Origin of the sequence: Balneola sp. EhC07, assembly GCF_001650905.1 — a bacterium.
Taxonomy (GTDB): domain Bacteria; phylum Bacteroidota; class Rhodothermia; order Balneolales; family Balneolaceae; genus Balneola.
Genome location: NZ_LXYG01000014.1, coordinates 199721 through 214138 on the forward strand (window position 1 = coordinate 199721; position 14418 = coordinate 214138).

Sequence of the window (14418 nt, forward strand, 5' to 3'; positions counted from 1 at the left end):
TTATTAATTTTTAAGTGTTTTTAGATATTTTTGTATGGTCTCAGGAAGTAATATATGCTCTCTTTCAAGCACTTTTTCTGCAAGAGATGCAGCTGTATCGGAATCAGCAACTTGAACTGTTGATTGACCAATTACGGGACCTTCATCATATTCTGCAGTTACTACATGCACAGTACAACCGGACTGAGAATCTTTATTACGGATCACAGCTTCATGAACTTTGGAGCCGTAAAATCCTTTACCTCCGTACTTTGGAAGCAGGGAAGGGTGGATATTCAGAATCCTATTGTCAAAGGACTTGATGATTTCTATAGGAATCTTCTTTAAATAACCCGCCAAAATTAACAGGTCGGTGTTCCATTCTTCAAGTTTTGAAAGAACTGTTTTTGAATAATCAGGTTCGCTATTGAATTGGTCCGGAGAAATAATGAAGGTAGGAATTCCGTGTTTTTGAGCTCTCTCGAGTGCAAAAGCAGATCTATTATTGGTAATTAATCCAACAATGTTTGCAGTCAGTTTACCATCTGAAACCGCATTAATAAGTGACTGAAAATTTGATCCAGAACCGGATGCAAATACAACAATGTTCTTCAACAGTGATTTATTTGAAGTTGCAGAAATACTTAACTGAAGATACGCAAAGTTTCACTGCTAATCAGGATAGAAATAGCTAACCGGAAGGATTTTTGATCAGATCAGGATTTTGGTCGAAAACCTGATAATTATTGAAGCTCCAGCTTATCTGAATAATGGTGATTCTGATAACAGTAGCTAATGGAATTGCCACCAACATGCCCAAAATACCGGCCACTTCTGCACCAATCAAAATGATAAATAAAATTGCTACAGGATGCATATCCGCAGAGCGGGAAAAGAGAAGAGGTTGAAATACAATATTATCCAGCATCTGCACGATCAGAATAGCGATCATGCAAACCAGTACCAAAGAAAAGTCTCCGGTTTCTATTATTGAAATAATTATAGAAAGTATATAACCAATGATTGGCCCAAAATAGGGGATAGTATTGGCTAAACCCACGGCAATGCCAACGGAAAGGGAATTATCTAATCCTGCAACAGAAAGTGTAGCCCAGGAACTGGCTGCAACCAGCAAACTCTGCAATAAAACACTTCTGAAATAAAGACCTAATCTCTTTTCAATCTTATCGATCAGTGTTAATGAAGTTTCGAAATACTTGTTTGGGATCAGCAACAAAAGATCTCTTCGGATCTTAGAGCCATCTTTCAGAAAAAAGAATGCAGCAAAGGGAACAACTAAAATAGCTGAAAATATATCTGTAAAAACTCCAACTACATTACTGAAAACCGATGAAAATTGATCGAAATCAAATAAAGAATTTAATACCTGAGTGAGATTGTTACTTAAAAAGCCTTCGGGAATAAAATCGTAATCATCACTTAATTTAGTTTCAACTTGATTGGCGATACTTTCAATATTCCGGATGTCTAGTTGACGAGCCAGCTGAACCATTTGGTCTGCCACTTTTGGAATAACGGTAGTAGAAGCATATACAAAGACCAGAATTACAGCTGAAAGTGTGAGCGTAATGGCAAACGTTCTGGGGACTTTATTACGCTGCAACCAGTTTACGATAGGATCTAAAACATAACTCAGAATCAAAGCCAGAACAAGATAAAGAACCAGATTTCCCAGTTTTACCAAAACCCAACCAAGAACGGCAATGGCTGCAATGCCAATGGCGAACTTCACTATTTTTTCAAGGGTAATGTTTTTCATTTATTCATTGATTCAAGTAAGCCGTCAATTTCTTTCAATATAATACTAGAATCGTATCCTTTTCTAAATAAATAATTGAATATTTTTTTTCTTCTTTTATCGGGATCTGTTCGCAAAAGCGAAGGCTTTTTCTTTTCTATCAGTTCGTTTATAGTTTCGATCTTTGATTGTTGATCAAATTCTTCTTCCAAAACCTGAGCAATGGTGTTTTTTCCGATCTTCTTTTTTGATAATTCAGCTTTTATTTTGTTTGGACCCCAGTTATTGAATCTGAATTTATCATGTGCATACTTTTTAGCAAAAGCATAATTATTGATATAATTTTTTTCTTCGAGTTCAGCAATGATCTGGTCCAGAATTTCAGAATCATATCCTTTTTTGATCCCTTTTAACCGCAATTCATGGCTGGCATGATCACGTCTGCCCAACAAACGAATTAAATATTCTCTGATTGACCAACTTTCTTCTTCCTTTTGGATCTCAGCATATAGCTGTTCATCAATGACTGTTCCCTTACGGAGGTTCTGTTTAGTAAGAGTAGCATCAGAAACCCCGGATATAAATCCGTCTTCCGAATACAGAGAATAGCGAAAAGAGTTTTTTTTCTGAACTTCAATCCTGTGAATAGTAACCGGAAGTTCAGGTTCTTTCTTCGAATATTTCTTATTGGAATAACTCATAGCATTAAAAAACAAAAAGCTCTGTTGTTTAAGAACAGAGCTTTTGAATGTTGTCAGTCAGATCAGGCTTCAGCTTTTTCAGGCTCTTTTTCCTTCTCTTTGGATGCATCAGGAATTGGTTCATCCAGTTCTTCGCCACGAAGTTTAGCACGTACCAGTTTCTCAATGCTTTCACAAAGCTTGGGGTCTTCTTCCAGGAATTGCATTGCGGCGTCAGCACCTTGTCCAATAGGTTCGCCATCGTAGCGGAACCAACTACCGCGTTTCTCAATTACATCGAATTCAACAGCCAGATCCAGAATCTCAGCGATCAATGAAGTCCCTTTTCCATACATGATATTGAATTCAACCACTTTGAAGGGTGGAGCCACTTTGTTCTTGGCAACTTTTACTTTAGTCCGGTTACCGATTACTTCATCGCCTTTCTTAATAGCACCAATTCTTCGGATATCCAAACGAACAGAAGAATAGAATTTAAGTGCGCGACCACCAGTAGTGGTTTCAGGATTGCCAAACATAACTCCGATCTTTTCACGAACCTGGTTAATGAAAATGCAGGAAGTATGTGTTTTACTCACAATACCGGTGATCTTTCTGAGTGCCTGCGACATCAAGCGAGCCTGAAGTCCCATATGAGAGTCACCCATTTCGCCTTCCAGTTCCGCTCGTGGAACCAGTGCAGCTACGGAGTCAACAACGATCACATCCAGCGCACCGGAGCGAATCAGTGTTTCTGTAATTTCGAGTGCTTGTTCACCACTGTCAGGTTGTGATACAAGAAGTTCGTCTACTTTTATCCCCAATGCTTTAGCATATCTGGGATCGAAAGCGTGTTCAGCATCAATAAAAGCAGCGTATCCGCCATTTTTTTGTGCCTGTGCAATTACCTGTAGTGCCAAAGTAGTTTTACCACTCGCTTCCGGGCCGTAAATTTCCGTTACTCTACCTCTTGGTACACCTTGTACGCCCAATGCATAATCTACCATAATGGAACCGGTTGAAATAACGTCCACATCCTGAACGGCGTCTCCGCCCAACTTCATGATGGTTCCTTTCCCGTGTTGTTTTTCAATTTGCCCGACGGCAATATCTAATGCTTTAGATCTTTCTTTTGAGTCAGCCATGATTACATTTATTTTTAAATTTATTTACTGCAAAGTTAACAAGGCAGGGTGTCATATCGTGTCATCATCTTCTGCGAAAGAATATATGTTCGATATATGTAAGAAAAAAGTTTTTTCTAAACTTTTTTAAATCACAATTTTCAAACTTCAAATTCCAAATTAAGCAGCTTTCAGAATTATTGAAGACATTATTTTCAATAATTGCGTTGCTTCATCCAGCAAATTTGATCGTTCTTTTTCAAGATGTTGATGAGTACCGGTATCTACTAGTTTTAGCCAGTAGCATGTTTCTTTAGCTTCTTTTCTGGAGATCTTCATTCTCATTTTGAAGTCTTTTTTACTCAAAGCTTCATTGGCTTCTATATAATTCGCTCCGATAGAACCCGAAGACCTGATCAACTGTTTACCATCTTCGAAGTTAGAAGTACAACGCGGAAGCTTTTTAACAAACACTCTTGTTGCTTTCGCAAAGACCAATGTACGTTCTTCTAGATTGTAATTTTTCATTTGTCTGGAATTTGTAGTTTGAAAATTGAGATTTACCAAACCTTGGTTCTTAGTAAGACAGCCAGAAAAGAATTCCTTACAAAAAAAGTTTAAATCAGATCTATTTAAAGAGTGCTTCTTAATTGATTTTGTTTATTTTAATCGAGAAAAATTAGATCCATTTTTCTAAATCAATTAATGCTTCAATAAAATTTAAAATGAAAATTTTCATAACAGTAGTACTCGCTTTATTTGTTCAAAATTTAGCAGTTTCTCAGGCTCAAGAGCTTTTTGATTATTTAGAAGAGAATACAGAAGTAATTAGCTCTGATACTTTGCATGTCTTTTATTTTGAAGAATGGAATGATGATTACACTTCAAGTAAAATTATAGAATTCGAAGGGAAATTAATCGATAGTGAATGGAACGCTTTAATTTCAAACTATCTATCAGTTGAAAATAAAGCTTATTTGATTGGCAAAATAAATATTGATGATAACTATTCTGGTTTTCTAATCCGTCATCTATCAACATACAGTCCCGAAAAAATCTCTTTGCTTGTTTTTGATCACATCGATGATAATTTTACAACCAAACAATTGATAGCTGATAGTGGTGGAGATGGCACCTGGGTGTATGAAGTTGATGGCTGGTTATTAGATATAAACGAAGACGGAAAGTTCGATCTTGTAAATTGGAGAACAGAACGCTGGGAAGATGATGAAACAGAAGAACGGCATAGATCTGATTCTGTTTACGTGAGCTTTTGGAACGGTACTGAATTCGAATTAGAAAAATCGGCTCAAATTGATACTAGTAAATTCAAAACCTATTACGATAAAGTATTTAATTAAGCTAAAATTGACTACACCATACCACTTATCTTATGCTTGCACAGAATGTCGCAAGTCTTTTAAAAGGCATGTTAATTTGATGGAAGAAATTCCAAAAGAACTTTCATGTCCTGATTGTGGTAAACCTGCAATTAATCTGGGACGACATTTTAAGCCACCAAAAAAGAGTGACAAAAAACAATGGGAAAAAATTAAATTTCTAATTGATAATGGCTTCAGGTTTCAAAAAATACGAACTGGTTCAGGTCATCACGAAACAATTCCTTATCCAGAGACATTAGAAGAAGCAAAGGAATTTGTAGAAAAAAATAAACAGTACGCTAAATCTTAATTTTAACCCATTTCCAAAGCTCCTGCTCCGAATAGCCTCAACCTGTAAACAAAGTAATCGGAATAAGCCCATCCTTTCCCAAATAATTTAAAGCAGACGAGTATCTCCAATGCTCTGGAAGATTAACAAAACCTGCTTTAACCGGGTTAAAATGAATATAATCGATAAAGCTTTCCATTTTCTTGAAAGTGTTTACTTGTTTCGGATACGAACCTTCTTCCCAAATCTGGTAGGTGCTTTCTATTTTATGGTTTCTCTTTCCTCGCTTTAGTCTCTTTAGAAAAACAATTCGATTAGCTGATTCCAGATACCGAACAATTTCACGAGCTGTAAAGGATTTAAATTTTCGGATGTCTTCTGAGAGGTTACTGCTTTCTGCAACTAAGTGAAGGTGATTATGCATTATTACAAATCCATATATTTTGACGTTTAATTTGGATTGGAGGTGCATGAATGCTTTAAGGATTATTTCGCAAATCCGAGGATCTGAAAACAGATCTATTCCATCCACAATTGAACAGGTCAGAAAATAGGGAAATTCAGATTCGTAAAATTTAAAATTACTCCTTGCCATAGTTGGTAAGACAAGTTCAGTTCTAATTCCTTACAATTTTAGTTTAGAAGAGATATTTGGAGCGGGAGCTCCAAGTTACAATCCCAAGCAGGAGCTTGGGATGGAGATTTAATCCTTGTAACTTGTTATTTGTTTGATATTCGATGCTTGTCTTTTGGAATTTAATTTCAGTTGAAATTTTAGCTTTCGACTAACTAATTAATTCTGTTACTTCAATTAAACTCAAAAAATCTTCACAGGTTAAACCCGGGTTTGTTAATCGTATAACTTAATTATCCATCTATGAAATCTAAGAGTGTTATACTTTCTTTCTTTTTTAGCCTAATCTTAATTTCTTGTGACAGTACCATGCTGATCAAGGTTGGTATGGGAGAAAAGCTTGCAAATCAAGATTATACTCTAATAGATTATAACTTTGTATTAGCTAATTCTGATAGCTCGGATAAACTTTATTTCGAGTTTGTCACTAATAAAGAATTAACTCCTTCTACCGTAATTACATTTCTAGATAAATCAGGCAAACTTTTTGCTGCAAAAGAAGCGGGTAGTGCCAGCTCCTTAATTGGTGAAGGCCTTGATGTTTCAGGTGAAAAATCATTTGTCTATAGTGTCAGTATTGATGATTTGCGTTCAGTATCTTTATTACATAAAGTGAACATTGGGAAGTAATATAAAGCATTGCAAGCGGACTCGGACGGGGTTCGGAATATTTTAATTTAGCTTGAGTCACCATCCTTACTACTACCTTCGGATTAAACTCATAGTTTTTATTTATAATTTTTATTGTTGTTTGTTTACCTGTATTTGGGCAAACAGATGAAATTTAAAATTGCTCCTTGCCATATTCTAGTAGGACAAGTTCAGTTCTAATTCCTTACAATTTTAGTTTAGAAGAGATATTTGGAGCAGGAGCTCCAAGTTACAATCCCAAGCAGGAGCTTGGGATGGAGGGCTAGTTGTTTAAATATTGCAATTTGTTATTTGTCTGAAATTTGGTACTTGTTTTTTGAGATTTTTATTTTCCCTGAAAATAAACCTCAGCACTTATTCTTCTAAATCTTCGGGTATTTCATAAGTAAGCGGAAGCATGTCAGAAAGCTTTTCAAATCCCCAGTATCCATCAAAAAGAATTGAGGTAGGGTCGAGAATAAATCCGGATCTATCTACCAGAACTGAATCAGAGATCAGCGTTATGGAAGAGTTTTGGTAATCCGACAAAAGACGGGGATTGCTGTCGAAGGGTTTTGCAATAGAATACAAATAAGTAATGTCTTCGTATTCATTTTTATAGGTGACATTCAGAAAATTAACGAAGTTATATTCATAATAGGAGCTGTCAACTTGGTGGAAAAACTGTGATTGTGGGACGGTATCCGTATATAAATACCGTGCATCATCATCTCTTTTTTCTGCTTTTACAACAAAGCCATTTTCAACAATTTTTTGGTCAATTAAAGATTTAGTGAAATGTGCAAAAGATCCTAAATAAGCTTTCTCTCGATTTTCTTTCCATTTATTCCGGGTTTTTTTCCTGCGGGAACTCATCTCTTCAAAAAAAGTCTGTCCGTAGAAAAAGAATCTTCCTGATTTATAGTCGATCTCAAAACTTTCTAAGAAAAAAGAGATCCGGTAACCAAGGTCTTTGTTTTCAACTTCAATTGTTTCGTAAGCAAAGGCGTTCAGAGTCCTGTTATCCATATCAAAATCAAAGTTCACCACTTCTTTATTTTTGATTTTAGTGTTCTTCGAAAAGGGACCTACACCAATAAACATCTTTCGAAATTGTTCAAAGTTGTATTTCCAGTCCTGGCTGTTTGGTTTAACTGTAATTTCATCCAGATTGTACACTTTCTCTTTCATTATAAAAGAGTATTGATCCTCTAATTGATCTGTTCGAATTAAAGAAGTAACACTTTCAAAACCCAAACTTTGAACAATCAGATCATGAGCTCCCTCGGGTATACCTGATAAAGTAAAATTACCATCTCCATCAGAAAGCGTTCCAATAGTTGAACCATTCAGGAAGATTTGAGCTCCTGCAATTGGATCAAGGTCAACCTGACTTTTTACAGTGCCGGAGATCGAATATTCAGTTTGAGCAAATACAGTAAATGAGGTAATAATGACTACAAAAAAAGTCGAAATTACTTTGTAGTTAAAGAGCATTTATTACTTCTTTTAGAGTAAGCATCACTTCGTCAATCTGAGTTGTAGTAGTATATGGAGCAGGGCCAAATCGAAGGATCTGATCTCTGGCATCGGTGAAAATATCACGAGCTAATAATTCTGCTCTTATTTCTCTGGCTTTTGGTGAAGTAAGAGATAAGAAGCCACCATTATGCTCAGAAATACTTTTCTCATGAGTTAGTCGAATTACAGATGGATCAAAGTCTTTATCGAGAAAATGCTTTTTAAGTAACTCAACTTTTTGCACATATTGATCTCTCAGGATTTCTTTAGTGAGTCCTTGTTCTCCAAAAAACTCGACCACTTTAGCTGCACGGTATTGAGAAGAGGGATCATATGTTCCACTTGCAAAGCGTTGATCTGAATGATCATAGTGAGTAGGGGAGTTGTCGCGTGGTTTTTCCAATGTGCTGAAAGAAGCGAACCAACCTGTTATAGCAGGACGCATATCACAATCTCTAGGAAATCTCAGAAAACAATTGGCTTCGCCCCATTGCAGATATTTGTAACCACCGATCAGAATAAAACAATCTTCCAGATCAGCCTCTCTGATTGATAACGGTGCGACATTAGTTCCGTGATAGTCATCAATTAAAACAGGAACGCCGTGCTTTCTTGCTGCTTGTGCAATTTCTGTGAGATAGTGATTGATCAGGCTGGACTCGAAATAAACTCGAGACAGCATGATCGCGGAAGTTCTATCGTCGATTTCAGAAATAATACGTTCTGCAAAACTTTGATCGGGATCGGTTGCTACATAAGTAACTTCCAAACCTTCTTCTTCCAGACGATGAAGTTGACGAAACAGTGAGTGAAATTCTCCATCAGTTGAAATGATCTTGGGTTTATTCTTCAGATCAAGTCCACTCATCCAACTTACAAAAAGAACATGTGTACTTTCTTCCCGGCAGTAAAATCCATCGGGGTCGTCATAGAATCCACGCAGGTAATTTCTCAGGATCTCGGTTTTTTCAGCAGCTTTTTCCCATTTTTTGTCCACAAGTTCTGCGGTGTCCATGAAGAACTCTTTTTGTCCTTCCAGTGCTACATCCGGCCAAGCCTGATGAGAATGTCCGGTAAAAAGAAGTCGTTCAGAAACTCTGAAATGGGAGTAATGAGGGATAAGTTGTTGCGCTAATTCGTCGATGTTTTTCATAAGAAGATGTTAGCCACTAAAAAACAAAACCACAAAAAAATTGAGGGATTGTAGATTTATAATTTTATTAGTTAACCAAAAAGTACGTGTTATAATTTAGTGTCTTGGTGATTTTGTGGCATTTAAAATTTTAAAAAGAAGACCTGATTTCCCAAAGATCCGGGAAGATAGTCTGGTTTAATGTGCGCTGAAGGTAAGCAACTCCTTCTGATCCCCCTGTTCCTTTTTTAGTACCGATGGTTCGCTGTACCATTTTAACGTGACGGTATCTCCATTCCTGCAAACCTTCATCAAAATCTACCAATAATTCACTTACCAAAGCTGCTTCCTGATGTTCGTTCATCATTTTGATCAGCTCTTTTTGGTTCTCATCAGATGTATTGAAAACAAGTCCTCGTTCATTTTCTCTGGGCGATGAAACCGAATACCCTTTTTTCTTCAGATAAGCACAAAAGCTTTCCCAGATAGTAGGCTCTTCCATTTTCTGTTCCAGGATTTCGATGTGTTTAGGATCGTCTTTATGAGCTTCTTTCATCAATGGAAATCTCAATCCGCATAAGATCTCAATTTCACGAAATTGCAGAGACTGAAATCCACTCGATTCTCCTAAAAATTTTCTGAAGCTGTTGAACTCAAGAGGAGTCATGGTTTCCAGAATATCAACCTGAGAAACAAGTGTTTTCATGATGGTTAAGATCCGTCTCATTGTTTTGATGGAAATCCATGTATTTCCCGCTGAAAGTTCTTTGTTCAGTTTTCCAAATTCATGAATGATCTGCTTGAACCACAATTCATAGGTTTGATGAATGATGATGAATAGCGTTTCATCATGTTCTTTAGGATCGGATTTGAGCTGCTGAAGTTCCAACAGTTCGTTTATTTTTAGGTAATTAGTGTATGTAAGGCTCATCTTTATATTTTTTATGAGACAAAAGTAATGGAAAAAACTATCATTTCGAACGAATGTGAGAAATCTAGGTATTTGCTTTGAGTTAAATTTTTAGATTTCTCCCGCAGGTCGAAATGACAAAGTATATAAATCTATTTATCAACAGTAAGCTCACCGGCCATTGGGATTTGAAATTGTGTTTCAATGTATTCTTTTGAATCTGATCGAGCCAGAAGAAACATTAATTTTGTAAGTGCTGCTTCCATCGTCATATCTCCCCCTGATACAGCACCAACATTTAACGCTGCTCGTCCGGCAGGATATTTGGTCAGATTAACAGCGTCATAATCCGCCTGAGAAACAATAGCTACAATTACCCCGTGATCTCTGCACTTTTCAAAAAATGGGATCATATTGTATTCTCCTTTCATTGGAAAATTTCCGCTACCAAAAGTTCGGACAATGATGGCTTTCAATTTGGTGAGGTCTAAACAATCGAGAATATTCATACTGAGTGAAGGATGGACAGTAAGAACAAATATCTCGTTAGAAAAAGCAGCGTTATTCTCGAAAGCAGGGATCAGTTTTTTAGGCGGAACATGCAGTTCAATGTCTAAACCAATTTCAGCAATGGGATCTAAATTCGGAGAGCCAAAAGCATCAAAATCACCGATACTTAATTTAGTTGCACGATTTCCTCTGTACACATGATCATTAAAACAGATTCCTACTTCCTGCAATTCTGTAGTCGCCATTTCGATGGAATTGATAAGATTTCGTCGGGCATCACTTCGCACGCTACTCATTGGAACTTGACTTCCTGTAAAGATCACAGGTTTGGCTAAATTTTGTAACGAATATGACAGTGCGGATGCTGTATAAGCCATTGTATCCGTTCCATGCAGGATCACGAAGCCGTCATATTTTTCGTAATTAACATCTATGCATTGTGCAAGATTTACCCAATGTTCTGCATTCAGATCAGAGCTGTCCTCAAAAAAAAGCGGGTACGTAGTAATTTCAGCAAGTTCTTCTAATTCAGGGATCTGTTTAATGAGTAAATCAGACCAGGCTTCAGGATCCAGTTCCACACCTTCGCCTTTAGCGCTCATCGCAATGGTTCCACCTGTTTGTATGAGAAGTATTTTTTTCATCTTGCTTATTTCCCGTAGCCGTTTAAATTAGCTATTCGCCGTACTAGTGCGAACGTTCTTAAAATTATTGCCAAATATAGCGTAAAAAAAGGAAGCGCTTAAAGTTTTCATCAAGAGAAAACAAAAAACCTTAGCAATCCAAGGAGTTCACCATGAAAGTATACGATCCTGCCAGAATTCGAAATGTTGTGTTGTTGGGCCATTCCGGCTCCGGTAAAACAACCTTAGCTGAAACTATGTTGTTTGAAGCCGGAGCTATTAACAGAAGAGGAACCATAGAAGAAGGTAATACAGTCTCTGATTATCATGAATTGGAGAAAGAGAAAGAAAAATCCATTTATTCATCGTTTATGAATCTGGATTGGAGAGGACATAAGATCAATCTGATTGACACTCCCGGAACTTCAGATTATGTAGGTGAAGTAGTTGGCCCGCTGAGAGTAGCTGATACAGCCATTTTTACATTAAATGCTGAAAACGGAGTGGAAGTAGGAACGGATTCATTATGGAAATATGCCCGTAAATATGAAGTCTCATCGATTTTTGTAGTCAATAAACTTGATAACGAACGTTCTGATTTCTGGCAAACCGTTCAGGAAGCAAAAGAACATTTTGGAAGGGAAGTAACGGTTGTGCAGTTTCCGTACAGCGAAGGAAGTGACTTTCACGCAATAGTAGATGTACTCAGAATGACGATGTACGAATTTCCGGAAAGAGGAGGAAAGCCGGATAAACTGCCCATACCGGATTCACTAAAAGATAAAGCAGAGAAACTGCATCAGGAATTGATCGAGATCATTGCAGAAAATGATGAGTCTCTTATGGAAATATACTTTGAACATGGGGAACTTGATGAAGAACAAATGGAGGAAGGATTACATCTTTCATTGGTAAAAGGACAGATTCATCCTTTGTTTTGTGTGTGTGCGGCAAGGAATATGGGTACCGGTCGTGTAATGGGTTTTCTGGATGACATCGCTCCGAATCCTTTGGAAGGAAATGCTCCTAAAAATCAGAATGGAGACGACTTTGAACTGGATCCGGACGGAAAGCCTGTTCTGTTCTTATTTAAGACTTATTCAGAATCTCACGTTGGGGACTTGATCTATTTTAAACAATACAGCGGTTCTTCGGTTGCGGGGATGGATCTGATGAATAACTCAACTTCTAATTCAGTTAGGCTTGGAAGTCTCTACCTCACAGAAGGACACAAACGCATCAGCATAAATGAGATCAAAACCGGAGATATTGGTGCAGTTGTAAAGTTGAAGGATGGGGAAGTAAATCATACTCTTTCGGAAAAAGGAAATAATATAGTTCTGGAAGAAATTGAATTTCCACCAACAACGATCCGAACGGCCGTAAAGCTGACTAATGAAGGCGATGAAGACAAACTTGGAAACGCACTTCATCAAATTCACAGGGAAGACCCTTCCATCAAAATTGAGCATAGCCAGGAATTGCGCCAGATCATTATTCATGCACAAGGCGAAGAACATCTGGGAGTGATTGAGCACCAACTCAGAAATCGTTTCAAATTGGATGTTGAGTTTATAACCCCGAAAATTCCTTATCGGGAATCCATAACAACACAGGTAAGATCGAAATACAAGCATAAAAAGCAATCAGGCGGCGCAGGACAATATGCCGAAGTGGAATTATTAATAGAACCTTACGAAGAAGGAATGGCTGATCCGCCCGATATGAAAGTAAGGAATACTGATGTGCATGATCTTCCGTGGGGAGGTAAACTGGTGTTCAATAATTGTATAGTTGGCGGTGTGATCGATAATCGGTTTATGCCTGCAATTCTGAAAGGAGTTATGGAAAAAATGCAGAATGGACCGATGAGCGGATGCTGTGCCCGGGATATCAGAGTTTCTGTATTTGATGGTTCTATGCACTCTGTGGATTCTAACGAAGCTGCATTTAAAACAGCTGCAAGAATGGCTTTCCGGGATGGTTTTTTGAAGGCCAATCCAAAACTGTTGGAACCTGTCTATGAAATTGAAGTGATCGTTCCTCAGGATCATATGGGAGAAGTATTAAGCGATCTGGGGACCCGTCGCGGACAAATTCAGGGAATGGACGCTGAAGGAGCATTACAAAAAATAAAAGCACATGTTCCCCTTGAAGAATTGGATCACTATTCCACAAGCTTAAAATCAATGACACAAGGCAGTGCTACTTATCAAAGGCATTTTTCTCACTATGCTCAGGTTCCGTTTGATGTTCAGGAACGTGTGATGAAGGAAAATGCAGAACTAGAGGAGGTTTAACCGGATTTCAGATCTTTGATGAAACAAACAATTCTGTTTTCTTCCAAAAAGCCGGATTTTTTATGAAATTGAATACTTTGCTCGTTATCTATTTCAACATCTGAGGCGAGTTGAGAACTTCCGCTTTCTTTAGCCCATTGTTCTGCTCGTTGGATGAGTTTAGAAGCTAATCCTGTATTTCGGTAGGATTCTTTTACGTAAATGCCTTCCAGATAAGCGATGGGATAGGAGGTTGCGCCTTCTACAAAATCATTTCGAAGTGACAGATATGCAAAAGCAATGTATTCGTCTTTTTGTTTTATTAAAAAAGCTGTTTGATCTTCTTTTGATAGAATCTGTTTGCAGTATTCAAACTCAGTTTCAAAAGTACACTCCGGCCACAACTCAACAAAGAGATGAGCGAGGGCTTCTACATTTTCAGAAGTTAATTCTTTGATCTGCATAAGGAGATGCTACGTCATCCTGAACTTGTTTCAGGATCTTATGTTTTAGCTTTGACTATTAAATTTGTTTGTAAATATAATCGAAGCCCCACAAAGATTCCGAAACGAGTTCGGAATGACCTACTTGGAACTCCGCAGAACCTGAAGGATCTGCTGGTTTAAAGCTTGATAGAATACAATTACAAGAAGTATAGAAGTTAGATAACTCACTTACAAAAATTGACTTGTTTATAATTCTGACTATTTCATAAAAAGCTTCCAATTACATTGACCTTTAGAATTATTGGCGAGCCAAGAACGTAATGGAATCGACGGCTCCGAAGGAGCAATCATTACACTCAAGATGATTTATGAATATGCATCATGCGTAGGAAGACCTTTTGTAATGATTAGTCGATGTAATGAAGTTCGCGCCAATAATTCTTGTCGGGAGCTTTTGGTACTTTTGTCGGCACAAAAGTACACAGAACAAAGGAGCTGAACCCGTCTTAAATACTAAGGG

General features: G+C 37.5%; 15 protein-coding genes. 4 read left to right on the plus strand and 11 right to left on the minus strand.

The window, feature by feature from the left end; genetic code table 11:
• Window positions 1-3: 3 nt before the first annotated feature.
• The 5 genes from purN to A8B79_RS06170 all read right to left on the minus strand — a co-directional run bounded on the left by purN (window position 4) and on the right by A8B79_RS06170 (window position 4070).
• Window positions 4-594 (minus strand): phosphoribosylglycinamide formyltransferase, encoded by a 591-nt coding sequence (purN, locus tag A8B79_RS06150; RefSeq protein WP_066219540.1) that lies wholly within the window; start codon window positions 592-594, stop codon window positions 4-6.
• Window positions 595-670: 76 nt separating this feature from the next.
• Window positions 671-1759, minus strand: a complete 1089-nt coding sequence (locus A8B79_RS06155) for an AI-2E family transporter (RefSeq protein WP_066219544.1) — start codon at window positions 1757-1759, stop codon at window positions 671-673.
• A complete protein-coding gene (locus tag A8B79_RS06160) occupies window positions 1756-2439 on the minus strand; it encodes a regulatory protein RecX (RefSeq protein ID WP_066219551.1) in 684 nt (227 codons plus the stop codon). Before A8B79_RS06160 ends, A8B79_RS06155 begins: the two co-directional genes overlap by 4 nt.
• A gap of 62 nt (window positions 2440-2501) precedes the next feature.
• Window positions 2502-3563, minus strand: a complete 1062-nt coding sequence (gene recA, locus A8B79_RS06165; RefSeq protein ID WP_066219554.1) for a recombinase RecA — start codon at window positions 3561-3563, stop codon at window positions 2502-2504.
• Window positions 3564-3722: 159 nt separating this feature from the next.
• Complete coding sequence (locus tag A8B79_RS06170) at window positions 3723-4070, minus strand: four helix bundle protein (RefSeq protein ID WP_066219557.1); 348 nt, start codon at window positions 4068-4070, stop codon at window positions 3723-3725.
• A 197-nt stretch (window positions 4071-4267) separates the two neighbouring features.
• Between A8B79_RS06170 and A8B79_RS06175 the strand changes: the two genes are divergently transcribed.
• Together A8B79_RS06175 and A8B79_RS06180 are read left to right on the plus strand one after the other, a co-directional pair.
• Complete coding sequence (locus tag A8B79_RS06175) at window positions 4268-4903, plus strand: hypothetical protein (protein ID WP_066219560.1); 636 nt, start codon at window positions 4268-4270, stop codon at window positions 4901-4903.
• A gap of 79 nt (window positions 4904-4982) precedes the next feature.
• Complete coding sequence (locus A8B79_RS06180; RefSeq protein WP_201118490.1) at window positions 4983-5234, plus strand: hypothetical protein; 252 nt, start codon at window positions 4983-4985, stop codon at window positions 5232-5234.
• Window positions 5235-5271: 37 nt separating this feature from the next.
• Here A8B79_RS06180 and A8B79_RS06185 read toward each other — a convergent pair whose 3' ends face one another.
• On the minus strand, window positions 5272-5808 hold the full coding sequence (locus A8B79_RS06185) for an REP-associated tyrosine transposase (protein ID WP_066219564.1): 537 nt from the start codon (window positions 5806-5808) through the stop codon (window positions 5272-5274).
• A gap of 282 nt (window positions 5809-6090) precedes the next feature.
• Here A8B79_RS06185 and A8B79_RS06190 point away from each other — a divergent pair, with 282 nt between their 5' ends.
• Window positions 6091-6477 carry a hypothetical protein gene (locus tag A8B79_RS06190; protein WP_153038370.1) on the plus strand — a complete coding sequence of 129 codons (387 nt, stop codon included), beginning with the start codon at window positions 6091-6093 and terminating at the stop codon, window positions 6475-6477.
• Between the two features lie 375 nt (window positions 6478-6852).
• Here A8B79_RS06190 and A8B79_RS06195 read toward each other — a convergent pair whose 3' ends face one another.
• The 4 genes from A8B79_RS06195 to A8B79_RS06210 form a co-directional block, all read right to left on the minus strand.
• Complete coding sequence (locus A8B79_RS06195; RefSeq protein ID WP_066219569.1) at window positions 6853-7974, minus strand: carboxypeptidase-like regulatory domain-containing protein; 1122 nt, start codon at window positions 7972-7974, stop codon at window positions 6853-6855.
• Window positions 7964-9151, minus strand: coding sequence for an aminotransferase class V-fold PLP-dependent enzyme (locus A8B79_RS06200; protein WP_066219572.1), 1188 nt, complete (start codon window positions 9149-9151; stop codon window positions 7964-7966). Before A8B79_RS06200 ends, A8B79_RS06195 begins: the two co-directional genes overlap by 11 nt.
• 130 nt (window positions 9152-9281) lie before the next feature.
• On the minus strand, window positions 9282-10061 hold the full coding sequence (locus tag A8B79_RS06205) for a tryptophan 2,3-dioxygenase (RefSeq protein ID WP_066219576.1): 780 nt from the start codon (window positions 10059-10061) through the stop codon (window positions 9282-9284).
• Between the two features lie 131 nt (window positions 10062-10192).
• Window positions 10193-11194: an asparaginase gene (locus tag A8B79_RS06210; protein ID WP_066219579.1), complete on the minus strand. Its 1002-nt coding sequence runs from the start codon at window positions 11192-11194 to the stop codon at window positions 10193-10195.
• Between the two features lie 152 nt (window positions 11195-11346).
• On the opposite strand from A8B79_RS06210, the gene A8B79_RS06215 reads away from it, so the two are divergent.
• Window positions 11347-13473: an elongation factor G gene (locus A8B79_RS06215; protein ID WP_066219582.1), complete on the plus strand. Its 2127-nt coding sequence runs from the start codon at window positions 11347-11349 to the stop codon at window positions 13471-13473.
• Here A8B79_RS06215 and aac(6') read toward each other — a convergent pair.
• Window positions 13470-13916: an aminoglycoside 6'-N-acetyltransferase gene (gene aac(6'), locus A8B79_RS06220; RefSeq protein ID WP_066219586.1), complete on the minus strand. Its 447-nt coding sequence runs from the start codon at window positions 13914-13916 to the stop codon at window positions 13470-13472. The two genes, A8B79_RS06215 and aac(6'), sit on opposite strands and share 4 nt — an antisense overlap.
• Between the last annotated feature and the right edge of the window lie 502 nt (window positions 13917-14418).